At 66.8% G+C, this 23,750-nt stretch carries 17 protein-coding genes; 11 read left to right on the top strand and 6 right to left on the bottom strand.

Annotated elements, in window-relative coordinates:
• Positions 1-217 precede the first annotated feature (217 nt).
• The 6 genes from N7I30_RS01015 (at position 218) to N7I30_RS00990 (ending at position 7,303) form a co-directional block, all read left to right on the top strand.
• On the top strand, positions 218-1,381 hold the full coding sequence (locus N7I30_RS01015; protein WP_498636100.1) for an Mrp/NBP35 family ATP-binding protein: 1,164 nt from the start codon (positions 218-220) through the stop codon (positions 1,379-1,381).
• Positions 1,382-1,478: 97 nt separating this feature from the next.
• Positions 1,479-3,074: an ABC transporter substrate-binding protein gene (locus tag N7I30_RS01010; RefSeq protein ID WP_187390473.1), complete on the top strand. Its 1,596-nt coding sequence runs from the start codon at positions 1,479-1,481 to the stop codon at positions 3,072-3,074.
• A 216-nt stretch (positions 3,075-3,290) separates the two neighbouring features.
• Positions 3,291-4,298 (top strand): ABC transporter permease subunit, encoded by a 1,008-nt coding sequence (locus tag N7I30_RS01005; RefSeq protein WP_009210295.1) that lies wholly within the window; start codon positions 3,291-3,293, stop codon positions 4,296-4,298.
• 10 nt (positions 4,299-4,308) lie between these two features.
• Positions 4,309-5,250: an ABC transporter permease subunit gene (locus N7I30_RS01000; protein ID WP_024350376.1), complete on the top strand. Its 942-nt coding sequence runs from the start codon at positions 4,309-4,311 to the stop codon at positions 5,248-5,250.
• Positions 5,251-5,255: 5 nt separating this feature from the next.
• On the top strand, positions 5,256-6,326 hold the full coding sequence (locus N7I30_RS00995) for an ABC transporter ATP-binding protein (RefSeq protein WP_498636096.1): 1,071 nt from the start codon (positions 5,256-5,258) through the stop codon (positions 6,324-6,326).
• The gene (locus N7I30_RS00990; protein ID WP_498636095.1) at positions 6,323-7,303 is read left to right on the top strand and encodes a dipeptide ABC transporter ATP-binding protein; all 981 of its coding nucleotides are present in this window, start codon (positions 6,323-6,325) and stop codon (positions 7,301-7,303) included. Before N7I30_RS00995 ends, N7I30_RS00990 begins: the two co-directional genes overlap by 4 nt.
• A 55-nt stretch (positions 7,304-7,358) precedes the next feature.
• Here the strand turns inward: N7I30_RS00990 and choV are convergent, their stop codons facing one another.
• The 3 genes from choV to N7I30_RS00975 form a co-directional block, all read right to left on the bottom strand.
• Entirely contained in the window at positions 7,359-8,408 is a 1,050-nt protein-coding gene (choV, locus tag N7I30_RS00985; RefSeq protein ID WP_483214243.1) for a choline ABC transporter ATP-binding protein, read from the bottom strand.
• Complete coding sequence (gene choW, locus N7I30_RS00980) at positions 8,405-9,247, bottom strand: choline ABC transporter permease subunit (RefSeq protein ID WP_498636093.1); 843 nt, start codon at positions 9,245-9,247, stop codon at positions 8,405-8,407. Before choW ends, choV begins: the two co-directional genes overlap by 4 nt.
• Before the next feature lie 204 nt (positions 9,248-9,451).
• Entirely contained in the window at positions 9,452-10,399 is a 948-nt protein-coding gene (locus N7I30_RS00975; protein ID WP_498636092.1) for a choline ABC transporter substrate-binding protein, read from the bottom strand.
• Between the two features lie 658 nt (positions 10,400-11,057).
• Between N7I30_RS00975 and N7I30_RS00970 the strand changes: the two genes are divergently transcribed.
• The gene (locus tag N7I30_RS00970) at positions 11,058-12,737 is read left to right on the top strand and encodes a formate--tetrahydrofolate ligase (RefSeq protein WP_491390946.1); all 1,680 of its coding nucleotides are present in this window, start codon (positions 11,058-11,060) and stop codon (positions 12,735-12,737) included.
• Positions 12,738-12,896: 159 nt separating this feature from the next.
• Positions 12,897-13,994 carry an ABC transporter ATP-binding protein gene (locus tag N7I30_RS00965; RefSeq protein WP_498636089.1) on the top strand — a complete coding sequence of 366 codons (1,098 nt, stop codon included), beginning with the start codon at positions 12,897-12,899 and terminating at the stop codon, positions 13,992-13,994.
• 16 nt (positions 13,995-14,010) lie between these two features.
• On the opposite strand, the gene N7I30_RS00960 is transcribed toward N7I30_RS00965, so the two are convergent.
• From N7I30_RS00960 to N7I30_RS00950, 3 genes are all read right to left on the bottom strand, one after another.
• Positions 14,011-15,711: an ABC transporter permease gene (locus N7I30_RS00960; protein ID WP_498637089.1), complete on the bottom strand. Its 1,701-nt coding sequence runs from the start codon at positions 15,709-15,711 to the stop codon at positions 14,011-14,013.
• Between the two features lie 12 nt (positions 15,712-15,723).
• Positions 15,724-16,707, bottom strand: coding sequence for an ABC transporter substrate-binding protein (locus N7I30_RS00955; protein WP_498636087.1), 984 nt, complete (start codon positions 16,705-16,707; stop codon positions 15,724-15,726).
• 121 nt (positions 16,708-16,828) lie between these two features.
• Positions 16,829-18,433, bottom strand: coding sequence for a GMC family oxidoreductase (locus N7I30_RS00950; protein ID WP_498636085.1), 1,605 nt, complete (start codon positions 18,431-18,433; stop codon positions 16,829-16,831).
• A gap of 193 nt (positions 18,434-18,626) precedes the next feature.
• On the opposite strand from N7I30_RS00950, the gene N7I30_RS00945 reads away from it, so the two are divergent.
• The 3 genes from N7I30_RS00945 (at position 18,627) to N7I30_RS00935 (ending at position 23,616) form a co-directional block, all read left to right on the top strand.
• Positions 18,627-20,231, top strand: coding sequence for an EAL domain-containing protein (locus N7I30_RS00945; RefSeq protein WP_498636083.1), 1,605 nt, complete (start codon positions 18,627-18,629; stop codon positions 20,229-20,231).
• Between the two features lie 267 nt (positions 20,232-20,498).
• Positions 20,499-22,688 (top strand): anthranilate synthase, encoded by a 2,190-nt coding sequence (locus tag N7I30_RS00940; protein ID WP_498636081.1) that lies wholly within the window; start codon positions 20,499-20,501, stop codon positions 22,686-22,688.
• Positions 22,689-22,710: 22 nt separating this feature from the next.
• Positions 22,711-23,616, top strand: coding sequence for a cation diffusion facilitator family transporter (locus N7I30_RS00935; RefSeq protein ID WP_024350389.1), 906 nt, complete (start codon positions 22,711-22,713; stop codon positions 23,614-23,616).
• Positions 23,617-23,750: the final 134 nt, after the last annotated feature.

Here is a 23,750-nt window from a genome sequence, read left to right as displayed (position 1 = left end):
AGACTAGCCCGGCGCGCCGCGATGCGCATCAGGACGGGCGGGGTTGCATAAAGTCCGGCCACGCCGGTTGGATATCGCCGTCGAGGCACGATATCAGCGCAGAAGCATCAAGCACACGAGCACGGGGCCGAGCCGGGGCGAACGCGCCGGCATCGTTCGCAATGCCTGGCAAGGCAGAAGCGGATCGGCGGGCGCGGCCAGACCGAAGGAGCCGAGAATGAGCGAAGCGCAGAAGTCGCGCATCCTGACCATCCTGAAAGCGATGGACGCGCCGGACGGCAAGGGCGACGTCGTTTCGCGCGACATGGTCTCCGACATCTTCATCGCCGACGGCAAGGCGTTCTTCTCGCTGTCGGTTCCCACGGCCGAAGCGGAGCGCTTCGAGCCGTTCTGCCGCAGCATCGAAAGCGCCGTTGCGGGCGTCGACGGAATTACCAGCGCACTGGTCGCGCTGACCGCCGAACGCCCCGCCGGCTCGGCGCCAGAGCGGCCGGCGCCGTCCGCCCGTCCGGGGCAGGCGATCCGGCAGGGCGAGGCGCCATCGTCGCCGGCCCCGCAGCGTCAGCCGTCGCAGAAGCCCGGCATTCCCGGCATTGCCCGCATCGTTGCCGTCGCGTCGGGCAAGGGCGGCGTCGGCAAGTCGACGACCGCGGTCAATCTGGCCCTCGGCTTTGCCGCGGTCGGCATGAAGGTCGGCATTCTCGACGCCGACATCTACGGCCCGTCGATCCCGCGTCTGCTCAATCTGAAAGGCAAGCCGCGCACCTCCGGCGGCCGCACCATGATCCCGCTCGAGGCCTACGGGCTGAAGGCGATGTCGATGGGCTTCCTCGTCGACGAGGAGGTGCCAATGATCTGGCGCGGGCCGATGGTGATGTCGGCGCTGACCCAGATGCTGCGCGAGGTGGAATGGGGCGAGCTAGACATTCTGGTCGTCGACATGCCGCCGGGCACCGGCGACGCCCAGCTCACCATGGCGCAGAACGTCCCGCTGGCCGGCGCCGTCATCGTCTCGACGCCGCAGGATCTGGCCCTGATCGACGCCCGCAAGGGGCTCGCCATGTTCCAGAAGGTCGATGTTCCCGTGCTCGGCATCGTCGAGAACATGAGCTATTTCATCGCACCCGATACCGGCCACCGCTACGATATCTTCGGCCATGGCGGCGCCCGGAACGAGGCCGAGCGGCTCGGTGTGCCGTTTCTCGGCGAAGTGCCGATCGAGATGGCGATCCGCGAGAGCTCCGACAGCGGCCACCCGGTCGTCGCTGGGGATCCGGACGGCCCGCATGCCGCCATCTACAAGGACATCGCCGCGCGCACGCTGGCCCGCCTGGAACTGGGCGCCCATGCCGCGCCGGCTCCCGAGATCGTTTTTGAGTAACTGGTCAAAAATTGCGCTTGCATGATTTTTGCAAAACTTGTGGGATGCCGGCCTCCGCGGACTCTCCGTCCGCATCGCTATTCGGGAGATGTCATACATGAAGTTTGCAACCCGGCTGCTGGCCGCGACCGCGCTGACCATGGCGCTCGGCTCGGCCGCATCGGCCAAGACGCTCGTCTATTGCTCGGAAGGGTCGCCCGAGGGCTTCGATCCGGCGCTCTACACCGCCGGCACCACCTTCGACGCGGCGTCGCGCACGGTCTATAACCGTCTCGTCGAGTTCAAGCACGGCTCCACCGAGATCGAGCCGGGCCTCGCCGAATCCTGGGAAGTCTCCGAGGACGGCAAGGAATATACCTTCAAGCTGCGCGCCGACGCGCAGTTCCAGACCACCGACTTCTTCACGCCGACCCGGCCGCTCAACGCCGACGACGTGATCTACTCCTTCGAGCGTCAGCTGAAGTCCGACAATCCGTGGAACCAGTATGTGACCGGTGCCAGCTGGGAATATGCCAACGGCATGGGCTTCCCAGACCTGATCGAGTCGATCGAGAAGGTCGACGACCTTACGGTGAAGTTCACGCTGACCCGGCCCGAAGCGCCGTTCCTGGCCGATCTGGCGATGGACTTCGCCTCGATCATGTCGAAGGAATATGCCGACAAGCTGGAAGCTGACGGCAACATGGCCATGCTGAACCAGCAGCCGCTGGGCACCGGTCCGTTCCAGTTCGTCGCCTACCAGCCCGACGCCGTGATCCGCTATGGCGCGCATCCGGACTACTGGGCCGGCAAGCAGCCGATCGACGACCTGGTCTTTGCCATCACCACCGACGCTTCGGTCCGCGCCCAGAAGCTGCTGGCCGGCGAATGCCACATCATGCCGTATCCGAACGCCGCCGACGTGGAGTCGATGCAGGCAAACGAGAACCTGACGGTTCTCGAGCAGGAAGGCCTGAACGTCGCCTATCTCGCCTACAACACCACCCAGGCGCCCTTCGACAAGGTCGAGGTCCGCAAGGCGCTGAACAAGGCGGTCAACAAGCAGGCGATCGTCGACGCCGTGTTCCAGGGCGCCGCCACCGTCGCCAAGAACCCGATCCCGCCGACGATGTGGTCCTATGACGACACCATCGAGGACGATACCTACGATCCGGAAGCCGCCAAGAAGATGCTCGAGGAGGCCGGCGTCACCGACCTCTCCATGAAGCTCTGGGCGATGCCGGTCAGCCGTCCCTACATGCTCAACGCGCGCCGCGCGGCCGAGCTGATGCAGGCCGATCTGCAGAAGGTCGGGGTGACTTCGGAGATCGTTTCCTACGAGTGGGGCGAGTATCTGGACAAGTCGAAGGCCGCGGACCGCGACGGTGCGGTGATGCTGGGCTGGACCGGCGACAATGGCGATCCGGACAACTTCCTCGACACACTGCTCGGCTGCGACGCCGTCGGCGGCAACAACCGCGCCCAGTGGTGCAACGAGGAGTTCGATTCGCTGGTCAGCAAGGCCAAGGAAACCTCGGACCAGGCCGAACGCGTCGAGCTCTACAAGCAGGCGCAGAAGGTCTTCAAGGAAGAGGCGCCCTGGATGACCATCGACCATTCGACGGTGTTCATGCCGATGCAGAAGTCGGTCCAGAATTTCGTTCAGGACCCGCTCGGCTATCACCGCTTCGACGGCGTCGATATCGCCGAGTAACTTCGGCGCGACATTGCGAGCATGGAACGGGGCGGCATCGAGCCGCCCCGTTTGCGTTGGGCGCCGGGCATCCGTCGCCGATGCCGTGGCGGAACGCTAAGCGGTTGAAAAGACGCAGAACTCCTGACCTTTGCGGGTTCGCTTTGGTGCCGCGATGGTGTAGGACGCTGCCCCGAGACCGCTACCGGCCTCACCCAAAACATGCGACAAGCCAATATGCAGCGCTTTCTTCTCTCCCGACTACTGGTCCTGATCCCGACCTTCATCGGTGTCTCGATCGTCGCCTTCGCCTTCATCCGGCTTCTGCCGGGCGATCCCGTGGCGCTGATGGCTGGCGAGCGGGTCATGGACCCCGAGCGCCACGCGGCGATCATGCAGCAGCTCGGCTACGACCGACCGCTCTTCGTCCAGTATTTCGACTATCTGTTCGGCCTGTTCCAGGGCGATTTCGGCACCTCGATCGTCACCAAGCGCGGCGTGGCCGGCGAGTTCTTCACGCTGTTCCCGGCGACGCTCGAACTGTCGTTCTGCGCCATCGTGATCGCCATCTGCCTCGGCATTCCGGCCGGCGTGATCGCGGCGGTGAAGCGGGGCTCCTGGTTCGACCAGAGCGTCATGGGCGCGGCGCTCGTCGGCTATTCCATGCCGATCTTCTGGTGGGGCCTGCTGCTGATCATCCTGTTCTCCGGCACCCTGCAGTGGACGCCGGTCTCCGGCCGCATCTCGCTGCTCTACTATTTCCCCGCCGAGACCGGCTTCATGCTGATCGATTCGCTGCTGTCGGGTCAGAAGGGCGCCTTCACCTCGGCGCTGTCGCATCTCGTCCTGCCCTCGATCGTCCTTGCGACGATCCCGCTCGCGGTGATCGCCCGGCAGACTCGGTCGGCCATGCTGGAGGTTCTCGGCGAGGACTATGTCCGCACCGCCCGCGCTAAGGGTCTCGCCCGCAAGCGCGTGGTCGGTGTTCATGCCCTGCGCAACGCCCTGATCCCGGTCGTCACCACCATCGGCCTGCAGGTCGGCGTGCTCATGGCCGGCGCGATCCTCACCGAGACGATCTTTTCGTGGCCGGGCATCGGCAAGTGGATGGTCGACAGCGTCTTCCGGCGCGACTACCCGGTCGTCCAGGGCGGCCTGTTGCTGATCGCGATGATGATCATGCTCGTCAACCTGATCGTCGATCTCCTGTACGGCGTCATCAATCCCCGCGTTCGGGCGAAGTAGGAGGCGAGCGATGAGCCATATCGAAGCCCAGGAAGCCGCCGAAGGCGTTGGCACCGACATTCCGGACCGCAAGCCGGCCAAAAGCGTGCGCCGGCAGATGCTGGCCGAGTTCTGGTTCTATTTCTCCGAGAACAAGGGCGCGGTGGTCGGCCTCGTCGTGTTCCTCACGATCGTCTTCATCGCCCTGGCGGCGCCGCTGCTGGCGCCGCATTCGGCCGTGCTGACGAATTCCAACGCGCAGCTGCTGCCACCGGCGTGGCAGGAAGGCGGCCAGTGGGCCTATTTCCTCGGCACCGACGCCATTGGGCGCGATATCCTCTCACGGCTGATCTACGGCTCGCGCTATTCGCTGTTCATCGGCGTCGTGGTCGTGGTCATCGCGGTGAGTGTCGGCATCGCCGTCGGCCTGATTGCCGGCTATGTCGGCGGCTGGGTCGACACGGTGATCATGCGGGTGATGGACATCATCCTCGCCTTTCCCTCGCTGCTCCTGGCGCTGGTTCTCGTGGCCGTGCTCGGGCCGGGCCTGACCAATGCGATGATCGCCATCTCGCTCGTCCTGCAGCCGCATTTCGTCCGCCTGACGCGCGCCTCGGTCCTCGCCGAGAAGCAGCGCGAATACGTCACTGCCGCCCGCGTCGTCGGCGCCGGACCGCTGCGGCTGATGCTGGTGACGATCCTGCCCAATTGTCTCGGACCCCTGATCGTCCAGGCGACCCTGTCCTTCTCCAACGCCATTCTCGACGCCGCCGCGCTCGGCTTCCTCGGCATGGGCGCGCAGCCGCCGACGCCCGAATGGGGCACCATGCTGGCCGAGGCGCGTGAGTTCATCCTGCGCGCCTGGTGGGTGGTGACCTTCCCAGGCCTCGCCATCCTGATCACGGTGCTCGCGATCAACCTCGTCGGCGACGGCCTGCGCGATGCGCTGGACCCGAAGATGAAGCGAAGCTGACAGTCATGCCCCTGCTTTCCATCCGCAATCTGTCGGTGACCTTCGACACCGCCTCCGGTCCGTTCAAGGCGGTCGACGGCATCGATCTCGTCATCGATTCCGGCGAGGTGCTCGGCATCGTCGGCGAGTCCGGTTCCGGCAAGTCCGTCGCCATGCTCGGCCTGATGGGCCTGCTGCCGCCGTCGGCCACCGTGACCGCCGACGAGATCTCCTTCGAGGGGCGCGACATGCAGGCGATGTCGGCCCGCGAGCGCCGCAAGATCATCGGCCGCGACATCGCGATGATCTTCCAGGAGCCGGTGGCCAGCCTCAATCCGTGCTTCAATGTCGGCTACCAGATCAAGGAAGCGCTGAAGGCGCATACCGATCTCGACCGCAAGGCGCGGCAGGCGCGGGCCGTCGAACTGCTGCAGCTCGTCGGCATTCCCGAACCCGAGCGGCGGCTGACGGCGTTCCCGCACCAGCTCTCGGGCGGCATGAGCCAGCGCGTGATGATCGCCATGGCGACTGCCTGCAATCCCAAGCTGCTGATCGCCGACGAGCCGACCACCGCGCTCGACGTCACCATCCAGGCGCAGATCCTCGATCTGCTGCTCGACCTGCAGAAGCAGCACGGCATGGCGATGATCCTGATCACCCATGACATGGGCGTCATTGCCGAGACCGCCGAGCGGGTGGTGGTGCAATATGCCGGCCAGCAGGTCGAGCGCCAGCCCGTCGCGACGCTCTTCGACGAGCCGCACCATCCCTATACGGCGGCCCTTCTCTCTGCGATTCCCGAGCGGGCGACGGGCGCGCGCCTGCCGACCATTCCGGGCGTCGTGCCGGGGCAGGGCGACCGGCCGGATGGCTGCCTGTTCAATCCGCGCTGCCCCAAGGCCGACGATGTCTGCCGCACGGTCGTGCCGCCGCGCCAGCCGCCGGCGCTGGGCGAGGCGCTCTGCCATTATCCGCTGGGCGCCGATCCGCGTGCGCCGGGCGACGTGCCGGCCGGCTTCGGCCCGGATGGTGGCTTCCAGGAAGGGGCGGGCCGCCCCGCCGATATCGCAACGGATCTGCGGGGAGACGCACGATGACCGCAATCGTCACCGCGACCGATCTCAGCCAGTCCTACGAGGTCCGGCGCGGCATGTTCCAGAAGCCGCTCGACCTGCGGGCGGTGAAGGAGGCCAATTTCGTCGTCGAGGAGGGCGAGACCCTCGCCATCGTCGGCGAATCCGGCTGCGGCAAGTCCACCCTCGCGCGCATGCTGACAATGATCGAGACCCCGTCCGAGGGCGTGCTCGACATCGACGGCGTCCGCGTGTCCGGCAAGGACAAGGGCGACGTCAAGAAGCTCCGCTCCACCGTGCAGATCGTCTTTCAGAACCCCTATGGCGCGCTCAATCCGCGCCAGAAGGTCGGGACGATCATCGAGGAGCCGCTGAAGATCAACACCAATCTCTCGGCGGCCGAGCGGCGCAGGAAGGCCGAGGCGGCCCTTGCCGAGGTGGGGCTGCGGCCGGAGCATTACGCCCGCTATCCGCACATGTTCTCGGGCGGTCAGCGGCAGCGCATCGCGATCGCCCGGGCGATCATCCTAGAGCCGAAGATCCTCGTCCTCGACGAGCCGGTCTCGGCCCTCGACGTGTCGATCCAGGCGCAGATCCTGAACCTCTTGGCCGATCTGCAGGAGCGGCTCGGCCTGACCTACATCTTCATCAGCCACGATCTGTCGGTGGTCCGGCATGTCGCGGACCGGGTGATGGTGATGTATCTCGGCCGCCCGGTCGAGATCGCGCCGGTCAACGCGCTCTACGCCAACCCGCTGCATCCCTATACGCGGGCGCTGCTGTCGGCGACGCCGGCGACGCGACCGAGCGACCGCGGCGAGCGGATCCGCCTGTCGGGCGAATTGCCGTCGCCCTTCGACCCGCCGCCGGGCTGCTCGTTCAATCCGCGTTGTCCCTACGCCAACGAGCGCTGCCGCTCCGAGCTGCCGGTGCTGACCCAGCACGGGGAGACGAAGGTCGCCTGTTTCGCGGTGGACGAAGGCCGGCTTCCGCCGCCCTGATCGGGCGGGGCTGGGAATGCGCGGTCCGTTTCTGTGACGCTGCGCAGGCCGGCAATCAGCCGGCCTGATGCCGCTCCAGCGCGTCGACGATCTCCTGCGGGCCGATCTGGCCGAGGATTTCGCCCTTGCGCGCGACGACCACGGTGCCCTTGCCGTGGCTGACGGCAGACATGACCTTCTGCAGCGGCGTGCCGGGTTCGGCCATCTGCGCGACATTGGCGGGGCTGGCCTCGCCCGTGCGGTCGTAGGGTTTCATCACGTCGGCCGCCGTCAGGACGTTGAGCGGGTTCATGTGGGCGACGAAGTCGGCGACATAGTCGTCTGCCGGGCGCAGCACGATGTCCTGCGCGGTGCCGACCTGGACGATGCGGCCGCCTTCCATGATCGCGATCCGATTGCCGATCTTGAACGCCTCGTCGAGATCGTGGCTGACGAAGATGATGGTCTTCTTCAGCCGCTGCTGGATTTCCAGAAGCTCGTCCTGAAGCCGCGAGCGGATCAGCGGGTCGAGGGCCGAGAACGGCTCGTCCATCAGGAGGATCGGCGCGTTGGTGGCGAAGGCGCGGGCAAGGCCGACGCGTTGCTGCATGCCGCCGGACAGTTCGCCGACGCGGCTGTCGACCCAGTCGCCGAGGCCGACAAGCTCGAGCTGCTCGACGACGCGCTCGCGCCGCTGGCTGCGCGGCACGCCGGAAAACTCCAGGCCGAGGCCGACATTGTCGGCCACGGTGCGCCAGGGCAGCAGGGCGAATTGCTGGAACACCATCGCCACTTCGTGGCGGCGCAGGTCCCGCAGCCGCTTGGCGCCGCAATCCTTCGGATCGACGATGCCCTTGCCCGTATCGATCAGCACCTTGCCGCGGGTGATCGGGGCAAGGCCGTTGACTGCCCGCAGGAGCGTCGACTTGCCGGAGCCCGACAGGCCCATCAGCACCGCGATCTCGCCTTCCTGGATGTCGAGGGAGGCATCGGCGACGCCGAGGGTCACGCCGGTCTCGTCGCGGATCTCGGCCCGGCTCTTGCCGGCATCGACCAGCGGCAGCGCCTGCTCGGGATTGCGACCGAAGACGATCGAGACGTTCTGGAAGGATACGATCGGGCTCATGAACGGCCTTCCTCGTCGATGCGGAAGAAGCGGTCGAGGATGATCGCCAGGAGCACGATCGCCAGCCCGGCCTCGAAGCCCTGGCCGATATTGATCGTGTTCAGGGCGCGCAGCACCGGCACGCCGAGGCCCGGCGCGCCGACGAGGGCGGCGATCACCACCATCGACAGGGACAGCATGATGGTCTGGGTCAGCCCGGCCATGATCTGCGGCAGGGCGTAGGGGATCTCGATGGTCATCAGGCGCTGCATCGGGGTCGCGCCGAAGGCGTCACCCGCTTCGAGAAGCTGGCGCGGCGTCGAGGCGATGCCGAGACGCGTCAGCCTGATCGGCGAGGGCAGGGCGAAGATCACCGTCGCCACAAGACCCGGCACCAGGCCGAGGCCGAACAGGATCAGTGCCGGGATCAGATAGACGAAGGTCGGGATCGTCTGCATCAGGTCGAGGATCGGCCGCAGGATGGCGTAGAGCCATTCGCGCCGGGCCGCCGCCACGCCCACCGGCACGCCGATGAGCATGCAGACGGCGGTCGAGGCCAGCACCAGCGCCAGCGTCTCCGTCGTCTCCTCCCAGAAGCCGAGATTGATGATCAGCAGCAGGCCGGCCACTGTGAAGATGACGATCGGGATCGAGCGCCGTGCGGCATAGGCAATGGCGGCGAAGACCGCGACGACGACCAGCGGATGCGGCCATTGAAGGATGAACAGGATGGCTTCGATGAAGGCGCCCAGCCCGTCGCGGATCGCGTCGAAGAGGAACGTGAAATTGGCCGTCAGCCAATCGACGAAGGCTTCGGCGTAATCGCCGATGGGAAGCGGATGATCTACGAGCCACTGCACGGGCAATCGGGTCCTTCAGGGTCGCGTCACGGCGGCTGAAGCGCCATGACGGCAGGATGTCGGCGCGAGACTGGCCGTTTCGGCCGGGCGCCCGGGAAGAGATGGGGCGCCCCGTGCGGGAGGCAGTCCGGACCACGTGCGGTCCGACCCTGCCAAATCCAACGAAGGCCGGCGCCAGCCGGCCCGCGTCAGGCGTTCTGCGGCTTACGACAGACCGAGATAGGCCTTGACCGCCGGCAGGCCATCTTCGCCGTCCTTGGTCTTCACGCCCTCGAGCCAGGTGGCGATCTGGTCGGGATTGGCCTTCAGCCATTCCTGGGCCGCCGCTTCCGGCTTCTCGCCATCGTCGAGGATCGCGCCCATCACGGCGTTCTCCATCTCCAGCGAGAAGGTGAGGTCGGAGAGCAGCGCGCCGACATTCGGGCACTCTTCGAGATAGCCCTTGCGCACAGTGGTGTGGACCGTGGCGCCGCCGAAGTCGGGGCCGAAGAAATCGTCGCCGCCGGCGAGATACTGCAGGTCGAAGTTCTTGTTCATCGGATGCGGCGCCCAGCCGAGGAAGACGATCGCGTCTTCGGAGCGGGTGGCGCGGGCGACCTGGCTGAGCATGCCCTGCTCGGAGGATTCCACGATGTCGAAATCGCCGAGATCGAAGGCGTCCTTCTCGATCATGTCGAGGATCAGGCGGTTGCCGTCATTGCCCGGCTCGATGCCGTAGATCTTGCCGTCCAGCTGGTCGGAGAACTTGGCGATGTCGGCGAAGCTCTTGAGCCCCTCGTCGAACAGGTACTGCGGCACCGCCAGCGTGTATTTCGCGTCGGTCAGGTTGGTCTTGACGTCCTCGACCGACCCGTCCTCGAGATAGGGCGCGATGTCGGCCTGCATGGAGGGCATCCAGTTGCCGAGGAAGACGTCGATGTCCTCGTTCTTCATCGAGGCGAAGGTGACCGGCACCGACAGGACCTTGGTGTCGGTGTCGTAGCCGAGGCCCTTGAGGATTTCCGTCGTGACGGCGGTCGTCGCCGTGATGTCCGTCCAGCCAACATCGGAGAAGCGAACCGTCGAACAGGACTCCGCTTCCTGGGCGAGCGCCGGGGTGCCGATGAAAGCGGTGCCGAGCATGGCGGCTGCGAACATTCGGGAAAGCTTCATGGGAATCGTCTCCTGGTCGGCAGGCCGGGGACGCTGGGCACGCCCCGCTGCTGCATGAATGTGATGGCGATTGTTATTGCCGCGGTAGCCCGTGAACGCAACAGTTCGCAGGACTTATTGTCGGCCAGGGCGACGCCTCGCGCGGCCCCGAACAGCCGGGAATTCCGGGCTTTCGCGGCTGGATGCGGGGCGGCCGCCTGCACGCCGTTCGGGCATTTTCCGCAATGGCGTGCATGTCTCCTCGCAGCAACAACTGTGCGAATTTGGCACGGTCCGTAGCAAAATAGTGACAGCGTCTTGCGGCGACTTGGGCTACAGTCTGGATATTGCGGTATTGGACGGACGGGGAGCCCGCCTTCATCCTCCCTGTTGACGGGCTCGTTCGACACCACAGCCGCGATACCGATCCGAGTGCGGTGTTTCTCCTCCCAACGCCGCCCATCGTGATCATGGAATGAAGAGCCCGGTGCGCCTGCGCCCGGGCTCTTTCCGTTTCGCCGTTCGGCATCCGCCATGACCAGCCGGCTTCCTGTTCGGCCGCCGCACCCAAGTGCGGCTTATCGCGGGATAGGAAATCCTGACGCGGACAGGCATTGGCATTGGCGCGTCAGGCTGCCTATGGTCGCCTGCGAGGCAGACCAGACAGGGAGAACCGGGCTTGGCCGAGATCAAAAACGACATCGCCATTGCGCGTGCCGCGGCGAAGAAGCCGATCCGCGAGATCGCAGCCAAGCTGGGCATCGCGGAAGAGGACATCGTCCCCTACGGCCACGACAAGGCGAAGATCTCCGCCCCGTTCATCAAGTCGCTGCAGGATCGGCCGGACGGCAAGCTGATCCTCGTCACCGCGATCAATCCGACGCCGGCCGGCGAGGGCAAGACCACCACCACGGTCGGCCTCGGGGACGGCCTCAACCGGATCGGCAAACGCGCCGCGATCTGCATTCGCGAGGCCTCGCTCGGTCCCAATTTCGGCATGAAGGGCGGTGCGGCCGGCGGCGGCTACGCGCAGATCGTGCCGATGGAGGACATGAACCTCCACTTCACCGGCGACTTCCACGCCATCACCACTGCCCACAATCTCCTGTCGGCGATGATCGACAACCACATCTACTGGGGCAACGCCTTGGAGATCGACACCCGCCGCGTGACCTGGCGCCGGGTGATGGACATGAACGACCGGGCGCTGCGCGGCATCGTGGCCTCCCTCGGCGGTGTCGCCAACGGGTACCCGCGCGAGACCGGCTTCGACATCACCGTCGCCTCCGAGGTCATGGCGATCCTGTGCCTGGCCAAGGACCTCGCCGATCTCGAAAAACGCCTGGGCGCGATCATCGTCGGCTACCGCCGCGACAAGAGCGCGGTCTATGCGCGCGACCTGAAGGCGGACGGCGCCATGGCGGTCCTCCTCAAGGACGCCATGCAGCCCAACCTCGTCCAGACGCTGGAGAACAACCCGGCCTTCGTCCATGGCGGCCCCTTCGCCAACATCGCCCATGGCTGCAATTCGGTGGTGGCCACGACGACGGCGCTGAAACTCGCCGACTATGTGGTGACCGAAGCCGGCTTCGGCGCTGATCTCGGTGCCGAGAAGTTCTTCGACATCAAGTGCCGCAAGGCCGGGCTGAAGCCTGCCGCGACCGTCATCGTCGCCACCGTCCGGGCGCTGAAGATGAATGGCGGCGTCGCCAAGGACGCGCTCGGGACCGAGGATGTCGAAGCGGTGACGCGCGGCTGCGCCAATCTCGGTCGGCATATCGAGAACATCCGTCAGTTCGGCGTGCCCGCCACCGTGGCCATCAATCATTTCGTCACCGACACGGATGCCGAGATCGAGGCCATCAAGGCCTATGTCGCGGAGCTCGGCGAGGAGGCCATCGTCTGCCGCCACTGGGCCGACGGCTCGGCCGGTATCGAGGATCTGGCGCATCGGGTCGTCGCGCTGGCCGACAGCGGTGCGTCGCAATTCGCGCCGCTCTATCCCGACAAGATGAGCCTGTTCGACAAGATCGAGACCGTGGTCAAGCGCATCTATCGCGGCGCCGAGGCGACCGCCGACAAGAGCGTGCGCGACCAACTCACCGCCTGGGAGGAGGCCGGCTATGGCGACTTGCCGGTCTGCATGGCCAAGACGCAATATTCCTTCTCCACCGACCCGACCCTGCGCGGCGCCCCGGACGGCCACACCGTCCACATCCGCGAAGTGCGCCTGTCCGCCGGGGCCGGCTTCGTCGTCGCCATCTGCGGGGAGATCATGACCATGCCCGGCCTGCCCTCGAAACCGGCTGCCGAGACCATCCGCCTGAATGCCGACGGCGAGGTCGAGGGGCTGTTCTGATCACCGAGCGGGGCAGGCCGGTTTCGTAACCGGCCGTCACGACAGCGTTGCCGTCCTTCGCATAGGACGGTAGCTCCGGGGGCCGATGAGCCGGCGGCTCGCCCTTTGCGTCCGCCCGCACTATTCTCCGGCCGTCCGCAGTCCAGCCATGAGCCTTGCATGTCCGCCATCTCGCTCGCCGCCGTCACCAAACGCTTCGGCGAGACCGCGGCCGTCGACGACGTCTCCCTCGAGATCCAGGCGGGCGAGTTCGTTGCGCTGCTCGGCGCGTCGGGCTGCGGCAAGACGACCCTGCTTCGCCTGATCGCCGGCTTCGACACGCTGTCCGGCGGTGCGATCCGCTTCGACGGCGCGCTGGTGGCGGGCGACGGCCGGCATGTGCCGCCGGAGGACCGCAATGTCGGCATCGTCTTCCAGTCCTATGCGCTGTGGCCGCATATGAGCGTGGCCGAGAATGTCGGCTATCCGCTGCGGGTGCGCGGCCTGAAGGGCGCGGCGCGGGCCGGCAAGGTCGCCGAGGCTCTGGCGGCCGTTGATCTAACCGGTTTCGAGGCGCGGCGTCCGGCCGATCTGTCCGGCGGCCAGCGCCAGCGTGTGGCGCTGGCGCGGTGCCTCGCCATGGATCCGGCAGTGGTGCTGCTCGACGAGCCGCTGGCCAATCTCGACGTCAATCTGCGCGCCTCGATGGAAGACACTTTCCGCGAATTCCACCAGCGCACTGGCGCGACCATGGTCTATGTCACCCACGACCAGGCCGAGGCGATGGCCATGGCCGACCGGGTGGCGGTGATGGAGGCGGGCCGGATCCTGCAGGTCGCCGACCCGGTGACGCTGTATGCCGAGCCGGGCTCGCAGCAGGTGGCCCGGTTCGTCGGCAACGGCCAGATCGTCGACGGCCGGATCCTGCGCGGCTTGGGGCCGGATCGCATCGCCGTCCAGCTCTTCGGCAGCGAGGTGGCGGTGCGTTGCCATCCGGACGCCGTGCCGGCGGCCGGCACCACCGCACGTCTGTGCCTGCGGCCCGAGCATCTGGAGCCGACCGAGGGCGCCGGCTTTGCCGCGACCGTCCGCAAGGCGACCTTCAAGGGCTCGCATGTGATCCTCGATGTGTCGCCGGAGGCGGCGCCCGAGACCGTGCTGCCGGTCTGGGCTCCGCATCTGGCGGCCATCGGCAGCACCATCCGGGTCCGGGCGAAGGATGGCTGGCTGCTGCCGTCCGGTCACGCCGCTGCGGTGAAGCCGGCACGCGCGGCCTGAACCGGCGGTCGGCCGGTCAGTCGGTCCAGGGCAGGACGCCGCGCGGCAGGCGCCGCGCAAGCAGGGCCGTCACGCCCATGATCGCGACGATGGCCACCACCGTGACCGCCGCGACCGCCGAAGCCAGCACCGTCGCGCCGGAATCGTCGAGATTGAAGACCACAACGCCGAGCGTCTCGTTGCCGGCCGACCACAACAGCGCCGAGACGGTCAGTTCGTTGAAGCTGGTCATGAAGGTGAGGATCGCGCCCGCCGCAGCGGCCGGCGCGAGCAGCGGGAAGACCACCGTGCGCAGCCGGAACAGATAGCGCGCGCCGGTCATGCGCGCAGCTTCCTCCAGTGCCCGGTCCACCTGCTGCACCGCCCCCACGACCGGGCGCAGCGACAGGGTCAGGAAGCGCGCCAGATAGGCGAAGAAGATGATCCAGATCGTGTTGTAGAGGCTGATGCCGAGCACCGGCAGCGGCATGATGAAGATCAGGATCGCGGCGATGCCGAGCACGATGCCGGGCAGGGCGTAGGGCAGTTCCGCCATCATCGCCAGGGCATCCAGAAGCCGGCTCTTGCGCCACACCACGAAGGCCGCAAAGGGCACGCAGACCGCAACGAGGAACAGCGATGTGCCGGCCGCAAGAAGGAACGAGTTGCGGAAGGCGCGCACCGTGGAATCCTGCCGGAACAGCACCTCGGCGTAGTTGGACAGAGTTACCGTCTGGCCGGTGAGGGGCACGCCATAGGCCGTGACCAGCGAGGTGGCGAGGAGCGCGATCAGCGGCACCACCAGAATGGCGACGATGATCGCCCAGGCGAGCGCCTCGATCGGTCCGCGCCAGCGGCCGAGGGCGTAGCGCAGGGCCTGTGCGGGCGTGCCGACGGTGCGATAGTCGCGCTTGCCGATGACCAGCGCCTGCACCGCGAAGCCGACGAAGGCGAGGGCGCCGACGACGATCGACAGCACCGCGACCTCCGAGATGATCGACGGGCCGAAGCTCGCCAGCCGCTGATAGATCAGGGTCGGCAGAACGGTGTAGCCCGCCGGAATGCCGAGCAGGGCCGGAATGCCGAAATTGCCGACCGCCGAGACGAAGGCCAAGGCGCCGCCGGCGACCAGCGGCGGGGTCATCATCGGCAGGACGATGGTCGCCATCACCCGCAGCCGGCCGGCGCCGCAGGCGCGCGCCGCCTCGATCATCTCGCGCGGCAGGCCGCGCAGGCCGGCGCGCACGGCGAGAAACACCAGCGGCGCATGCTGGATTCCGAGCAGCAGGACGATGCCGCCCGGGCTGTAGATCGGGTTCGGCGAGCCGAGCGGCGGGGCGAGGCCGAGCGTGATCAGGAGCGGGCTCGCCGGGCCGAACAATTGCGCCCAGGACAGCGCCGTCACCTGCGGCGGGATCATCAACGGCAGCAGGAAGCAGAACACCAGCGCCGCCTTGGCGCGGATATCGGTGAGGGCGACGATCAGCGCGAAGAGCGTGCCGAGAACGAGCGAAATCGCGGTGCCGAGCGTCGCCGTGACCAGCGAGTGCCAGGCCGCCGTCCAGGTGGAGCCCGCGGTGAGCACGGTGCGGATATTGGCAAGGTCGGGCGTGCCGCCGGGCGCGAAGGCCTCGACGACGAGCCGCGTGACCGGCAGGACGCTGACGAGGCCGACGAAAACGACGAGAACGGCGAGAGTGATGCTCTCGCCGTTCCAGCGTCTGGCAATGGAAGTGATGGCGGGCAGAGGTCAGCCGCCGAAGAGTTCGGCGAAGCGCTTCTTGTTCGCCTCCTCGTCGGCGAGCGCCTTGGCCGCATCGAAGGGCATCAGCTTGATCGCGTCGCGGGCCGGAAAGCCCGCTGGCGCTTCGATGCCGTCGCGGGCCGGCAGGTAGCCCTGGCTCGCCGCCAGCTTCTGACCGTCCTCGCTGAGGACGAAATCGACGAAAGCCTTGGCGGCCTCCGGGTTCTGCGCGGTCTTCAGGATCGCGACCGGCTCGGTGACGGCGGAAACGCCTTCCTCGGGGAAGACGAAATTGACAGGCGAACCGTTCGCAGCTTCGCGGATCGGCAGGAAGTCGACGATCACGCCATAGGGCTTCTCGCCGCCGGCCACCGCCTTCAGGACGCCGCCATTGCCGCCGGACGCCGTGGCGCCGTTTTCGGCGAGCGCTGCGATATAGTCCCAGCCGAGATCGGGGTTCTGGGTGAGCGTGGCCAGATGCACCAGCGCAGCGCCCGAGGTCAGCGGGCTCGGCATGGTCGTCTGACCGCGGAGCGCCGGGTCCGCCAGGTCCTTCCACGAGGACGGGCTGGTCTCGGCGCGGGTGTTGTTGACGATGCCGGTGGTGATCAGCTTGGTCGAGAAATAGGTCTTGTCGGTGTCGAACAGGCCGTCCGCGAAGCCGGTCGTGTCGGCGTCGGCATGGGGCATCAGCCGGTCGTCGCGCTTCAGGCCTTCCATGGTCACGCTGTCGGCGATGAGCAGCACGTCCGGCTGCGGGTTGCCGGCGGCGAACTCGGCCTGCAGCTTGGCCATGACCTTGGTCGTGCCGTCGCGGACCCATTCGACGTCCACATCGGGATGCTTCGCCTTGAAGGCGTCGACGGTCGCCTGGGCGTCCTCGTTCGGCTGGCTCGTATAGAGCACCAGCTTGCCGGACTGGGCGAAGGCCGTGCCGGAGAGGAGAATGGCGGCGAAAGTGGCGGCGGCGAAGCCGAGGCTGCGGATCATGGCGGTCTCCTCAGATCGTGTTCGGGGTTCGCGGAAAGGTCGGCGCCCCACGGGCAGGGCGACTACAGCGCCACCCGTGACAGGAAGATGACGGGCGGTCCAGCGGACGGCGTTGCGGCAATCAGCTGCGGGAATCCTCGACGATCATCCGGGCGGCCTTTTCGGCGATCATGATCGTCGGCGAGTTGGTGTTGCCGGAGGTGATGGTCGGCATCACCGAGGCGTCCGCGACGCGCAGCCCTTCGATGCCACGCACCCGAAGCCGTTCGTCGACCACGGCGCCGGCATCGCCGTCCGGACCCATCTTCGCCGTCCCCACCGGGTGGAAGATAGTCGTGCCGAGGTCGCCTGCGGCCACCAGCATGTCGTCGTCCGACACGACATGGGCGCCCGGCTTGTATTCTTCCGGCTTGTAGGGCGCGAGCGGCGACTGGGCGACGATCCGGCGGGCCCATTTCAGGCTGTCCACCGCGACCTGCCTGTCCTCGTCCGTGGAGAGATAGTTGGGCGAGATGTCCGGCGTGTCCTCGACCAGAGAGCCGGTCAGGTGGACGCTGCCGCGGCTCGTCGGGCGCAGATTGCAGACGCTGGCGGTGAACGCCGAGAACGGGTGCAGGCCCTTGCCCCAGTCGTCGAGGGAAAGCGGCTGGAAGTGGAATTCCAGATCGGCGGTGGCCCGGTCCGGGCGTGACTTGACGAAGGCCCCGACCTGGCTGGGCGCCATGGTCATCGGCCCGCGGCGGCGCAGCGCGTAGTCCGCGCCCATCATCGCCCGGCGGAAGAGGTTCCTGTATTCGCTGTTCAGCGTCTTGATGCCGTCGACCTTGTAGATCGGCCGGATCTGCAGATGGTCCTGCAGATTCTCGCCGACGCCGGGCAGATGCCGGACCGGGGCGATGCCGTGCGGCCGCAGGCGGTCGGTGTCGCCGATGCCGGACCGCTCGAGGATCAGCGGCGTGCCGACCGCGCCGGCCGACAGCACGATCTCGCCGGCCGCCTTCGCCTCGAAGGTCTGGCCGTCGCGGCGATATTGCAGCGAAACGGCGCGCCCATCCTTGACCGTGACCCGGTCGATCATCACGCCGGTCACGATCTTCAGATTGGGTCGCTTCAGGACCGGCTTGAGGAAGCCGCGTGCTGCGCTCCAGCGTCGTCCGCCCTTCTGGTTGACCTGGAAATAGGCCGAGCCCTCGTTGTCGCCGGTGTTGAAGTCGTCGATCTTGGGCACGCCTGCCGCATGCGCCGCGTCCCGGACCCGGTCGAGGATCTCCCAGCGGATGCGTGGATGCTCGACCCGCCATTCGCCGCCGGCGCCGTGAAACTCGCTCGGACCGTCGGCATGGTCCTCGATCGCCTTGAACAGCGGCAGGACGTCGTCCCAGCCCCATCCCTGGAGACCGAGCTGGCGCCAATGGTCGTAGTCCGCCGCCTGGCCGCGCATGTAGATCATGGCGTTGATCGCGGACGATCCGCCGAGGGTCTTGCCGCGCGGATAGGAGAGGGCTCGCCCGTTCAGCCCGGCCTGGGCCGACGTCTTGAACATCCAGTCCGAGCGCGGATTGCCGATGGCGAAGAGATAGCCGACCGGGATGTGGAACCAGATCCAGTTGTCCTTGCCGCCCCCCTCCAGAAGCAGCACGCGATTGCGCGGATTGGCGGAAAGCCGGTTGGCGAGCACGCATCCGGCCGAACCGGCCCCGGCGACGATATAGTCGAATTCTTCCATGTCCTCGCTCTAGCCGAAACTTTCGGCTTGGGGAATGTCGACCGGTGCGGTCGATTGCGCGCAGCCGTTACGGAAGTCGCGCGCCCGCCATCGCGCGAAAGCTTCGCGATACCGGCCGGATCTGCCTGCTTCTTAAGCACTCATAGAGGGTTTTCCCATTCACTGAGATGACCGAAAAATAGGCCGTAACACCATGGCGAAGCTTGTCAGTCTGTTCATCTCCCGTCGCCAGCAGACGATCATCGCGATCGTCGTGGGGAGCTTGATCTTTCTTGTCCTGACCGGGGCGGCCGGTGTGTTCGCGCTGTACGAGGCGCGTCAGTCGATGCGGGCCGAGAGCCGCGTTGCGCTGGCGCCCTACGCCCAGATCCGCCGGAATCTCGACTCGACCTTTGCCGAACTGGAAAAGCAGGTCACGGCCGCGCCCTGCAGCGCTGAATTCCGGGAACAGCTCCGCCGCGTGGCCTTCCTTCCGGACGGCTTCCACGAGTTCCTCTACGTTGTTGATGGCGCGGCGCTTTGCTCGGCCAGCATCGGGGTGTTCGAGACACCCCTGCAGTTCGGCGAGCCGGACATCCGGGTCGGGGCGGAGACCGTCGTCTGGATGCAGCGCGACCTGTCCTTCTCGGGTTTCGAAGGTCTCCTCGGGAGCATCGTCCAGGAAGGCGACTTCGCCATTGTCGTGCGCCAGGACGAAGTGCCGCACGCGGTCCCGCAATGGATGGAGTTCGAGACCGTTGCAACTGCTTCGAGCGGTCGTCGATGGCACCTCGGAGGTGTCGAGGGTGTCTTCGACGCCAACCGCCAGGCTGACATCGACGGCACCGCGCCGCTGTCCGGCACCGTTCGCAGCATCGATTGCGGCGACGACGGAATGATCTGCGTGGCCACCCAGGCCTCGCTGACCTCCCTGCTCGCACGCGGAGCGCCCTATGCCGTCGTGGCGCTGCTGTTCGCCGCGTTGCTGTCCGCTGTCCTCGCCATCCAGGCGCGCGCGCTGATCGTCCGGCGCTGGGCCTTCGATGCCCGCTTTCGCCGCTATCTCGACGCAGAGACCGTGGTGTGCGCCTACCAGCCGATCATGGAGCTCGCGACCGGCCGCATCGCCGGCTGCGAGGTCTTGGCGCGCTGGCGCGACATCGACGACAGGATCGTCTATCCGGACCGCTTCATTCCGCTGGTCGAGCGCTACGGCCTGACCCGGCAGTTCACCCGGATGGTGGTCGAGAAGGCGCACCGCGAACTCTCCGCCGCGATGCCGGCGGGGCTGTTGCTGAAGGTCACGTTCAACGTCTTCCCGCGCGATCTCGACAGTGCCGTGCTCTGCGACATCTTCCGGCCGTTCCTCGCCGAGCCCGAGCGCTTCCGGGTGATCATCGAACTCGTCGAAAGCGACGCCATCGACATGGAGACGGCGCCCCGCGAGATCGAGAGGCTGCGCGACACCGGCATCCGCACCTACATCGACGACTTCGGCAGCGGCTACTCGAACATCCAGAACCTCGCGGCGCTGTCGGTGGACGGGGTCAAGCTGGACCGTGCCTTTGCCATGGCGCCGGCCGACAGCATGATGGCCCGGATGCTGTATCACGCCGTGGAGATGATCCATTCCTCCGGCCGGATGATGGTGGTCGAGGGAATCGAGACGGCCGAACGCCTCGAGGAATTGCGCGCCTTCCGCCCGGCAATCGACTTCGTGCAGGGCTACCACATCTCGCGGCCCCTCGGGATCGAGCTCTTCGCGGGATTCCTTGCCGACGCAAGCCGTCCGGTTCAGCTCATCGCCAAGGCCGCATAGGGGTCCGGAAGATCGCCGGAACCGATCGCGCCGCCGGCTAGCAGCCTTTCCCATTGCCCTTTGGGGCCGGGTCGTCTATCCGATTCCCATGGACACGATGATCTCTGCAAAGAACTGGTGGTGGGCTCGCTGATAGCGGCCGGACCATCACGCATGTGATCAGTACCTCAAGGCCGCCTCGGATCATCCGGCGGCCTTTTTGCTATGTCGCCGGGGGTCCGGGCACGAGACCCGCAACGAGCTTGTCGCAAGACCCGGAGAAGATTCATGGTGACCGAACAGACCGAAGACGGACGGGAACGGTATGTGACCGCCGGAGGCATCGCCATCACCCGCAGCCGGCAGGCCGTGGCATATGAAGGCGCGATCGAGCCCTATTTCGACTGGCTCGACACGCGCCGCGGGGCGGTCCTGTTCTCCAACTATGAATATCCGGGCCGCTACACGCGGCAGGACGTCGCCTTCGTCGATCCGCCGCTGGTCATCTCGTCGGACAGGCGCGACATGCGCATCGAGGCGCTGAACCCGCGCGGCCGTGTGCTGCTCGGATTCATCGACGCGGCGCTGGCCGGCAATGGCGACATCGCGAACCGCACGCGTAGTGACGACATCATCGACCTGACCATCGTCCAGCCGACCACGGCGGTGACCGAGGAAGAGCGTTCGCGCATGCCGAGCGTCTTTTCCGTATTGCGGACCATCGTGTCGCTGTTCCGCTCCGAGGAGGGGCGCGAACTCGGCCTCTACGGCGCCTTCGGCTACGATCTCGCCTATCAGTTCGAGCCGGTGCCGGAAGTGCTGGAGCGCGATGCCGAGCGCCGCGACCTGGTGCTGTACCTGCCCGACGAGCTGCTCGAGGTCGACCACTATTCGGCCTCGGCGTTCCGGACCCGCTACGACTTCGCCATGGACGGCGCCTCGACAGAGGGTCTGGAGGGCGGCGGGCCGGATGCGCCCTTCGCGCCGTCGGACCGGATCCCGCCCCGCGGCGACCACAAGCCGGGCGAATATGCCGACCTCGTGCGCTCCGCCAAGGAGAAGTTCATGCGCGGCGATCTCTTCGAGGTCGTGCCCGGGCAGGTCTTCTACGAGCGTGCCGAGCACCGGCCGTCGGAGATCTCGCGCCGGCTCAAGGCGGTGAATCCGTCGCCCTATTCGTTCTTCGTCAATCTCGGATCGAACGAATTCCTGATCGGCGCCTCGCCGGAGATGTTCGTGCGGGTCAACGGCCGCCGGGTCGAGACCTGCCCGATCTCCGGCACGATCAAGCGCGGCGACGACGCCATCGCCGATTCCGAGCAGATCCTGAAGCTTTTGAACTCCAAGAAGGACGAGTCGGAGCTGACCATGTGTTCCGACGTCGACCGCAACGACAAGAGCCGGGTCTGCGATCCGGGCTCGGTCCGGGTGATCGGCCGGCGCCAGATCGAGATGTATTCGCGCCTGATCCATACCGTCGATCACATCGAGGGCCGGCTGCGCGACGGCATGGACGCCTTCGACGCCTTCCTTTCCCATGCCTGGGCGGTGACCGTGACCGGCGCGCCCAAGCTGTGGGCCATGCGCTTCATCGAGAACAACGAGAAGAGTCCGCGCGCCTGGTATGGCGGCGCCGTCGGCATGGTGCATTTCAACGGCGACATGAATACCGGCCTGACCCTGCGCACGATCCGTCTGAAGGACGGCATCGCGGAAGTGCGGGCCGGCGCGACGCTGCTCTACGATTCGAATCCCGAGGACGAAGAGGCCGAGACCGAACTGAAGGCCTCGGCGCTGATCGGCGCCATCCGCGAGGCGGGTGCGCCCGATCCGGCCGCCGCCAAGCGCGATTCCGCCAAGGTGGGGGAGGGGCTGCGCATCCTCCTCGTCGATCACGAGGATTCCTTCGTCCATACGCTGGCGAATTATTTCCGCCAGACCGGCGCCGAGGTCTCGACGGTCCGCACACCGGTGCCGTCCGAGATTTTCGAGCGGATCGCGCCGGATCTGGTGGTGCTGTCGCCGGGACCGGGCAATCCGTCCGACTTCGACTGCAAGGGCACCATTGCCCGGGCGCGCGAGCACGGTGCGGCGATCTTCGGCGTCTGCCTCGGTCTCCAGGCCCTCGCCGAAGCCTATGGCGGCACGCTGCGGACGCTGCACATGCCGGTGCACGGCAAGCCGTCGCGCATCCGCATTTCCGATCCGGGCATCATCTTCGCCGGCCTGCCGGCGGAGGTCACCGTCGGGCGCTACCACTCGATCTTCGCCGATCCCGTTCGCCTGCCCAAGGATTTCAACGTGACGGCCGAGACCGAGGACGGCATCGTCATGGCCTTCGAGCACCGGACCGAACCGGTATCGGCCGTGCAGTTTCATCCGGAGAGCATCATGAGCCTGGGCGGCGATGCCGGCATGCGGATGATCGAGAACATCGTCGCGGCACTGCCGCGCCGGGCCCGCGAACAGGCGGCCTGACACGGTGAGCGGCGGGTCGGAGATGGCGGCGGGTGCTGGTGCCCCGCTGGTGAAGCGCATTGCCATGGCGTCGGTCGCCGTGGCGGTGATCGTGCTCGCGATCAAATACGCCGCTTACCGGATGACCGGGTCGGTCGCACTGTTCTCCGACGCGCTGGAATCCATCGTCAACGTCGTCGCCGGCCTGATCGCGCTCTGGGCCGTCACGCTCAGCTACAAGCCGGCCGACAGCGACCACCCCTTCGGCCACACCAAGGCGGAATATCTGTCCGCGGTGATCGAGGGCGTGCTGATCGTTCTGGCCGCGCTGCTCATCCTGCGTGAGGCATGGCAGGCCTATCTGGTGCCGCGGGCGATGGAGGAGCCGCTGATCGGCATCGCCATCAATGCCGCGGCAACGACCATCAATGCCGTCTGGGCGACCTATCTGATCCGCCAGGGCGCCGCCCGGCGCTCGCCCGCGCTTGCGGCGGACGGACGCCATATCATGGCGGATGTCGTGACCTCCGTCGGCGTCATCGGCGGATTGCTGATCGCTACGAGCACCGGGTGGACGATCCTCGATCCGCTGATGGCGGCCCTCGTCGCCCTGAATATCCTGCGCGAAGGGTATCTCGTCGTCATGAGCTCGCTATCCGGGCTGATGGACCGTGCGATCGACCCGGAGGAGGAAGCCACCGTCCGCGACATCATCTCCTCGCATGCGGATGGAGCGCTCGAGGTTCACGATCTGAAGACCCGGCTGGCCGGCCGGGCGATCTTCATCGAGTTCCACATGGTCGTTCCGGAAACCATGACCGTCGGCATTGCCCATGAAATCTGCGATCGCATCGAGGATGCGCTGCAGGTGGCCTTCGACGGGGCCCGGGTGTCGATCCATGTCGAGCCGGAAGGCGAGGCCAAGCAGACGGGCGTGCCGGTTCTCTGACCCCGCCGGCTCGCCAAGGCTCTGAGATCAGCGGCAGCCCCTTGAAATCAAACGACGATTGCTTGCCATTTCCCGCCGCAGCGGCAATAGCTGGCGGCGGAGGGGACGCTGGAGTCGCGACGGGTTCGCGGCGC

This window comes from Aurantimonas litoralis, from assembly GCF_026153195.1.
Classification (GTDB): domain Bacteria; phylum Pseudomonadota; class Alphaproteobacteria; order Rhizobiales; family Rhizobiaceae; genus Aurantimonas; species Aurantimonas coralicida.
The sequence above is the reverse complement of the archived record's forward strand: the minus strand, read 5'-3'. Positions and strand labels throughout refer to the sequence as shown.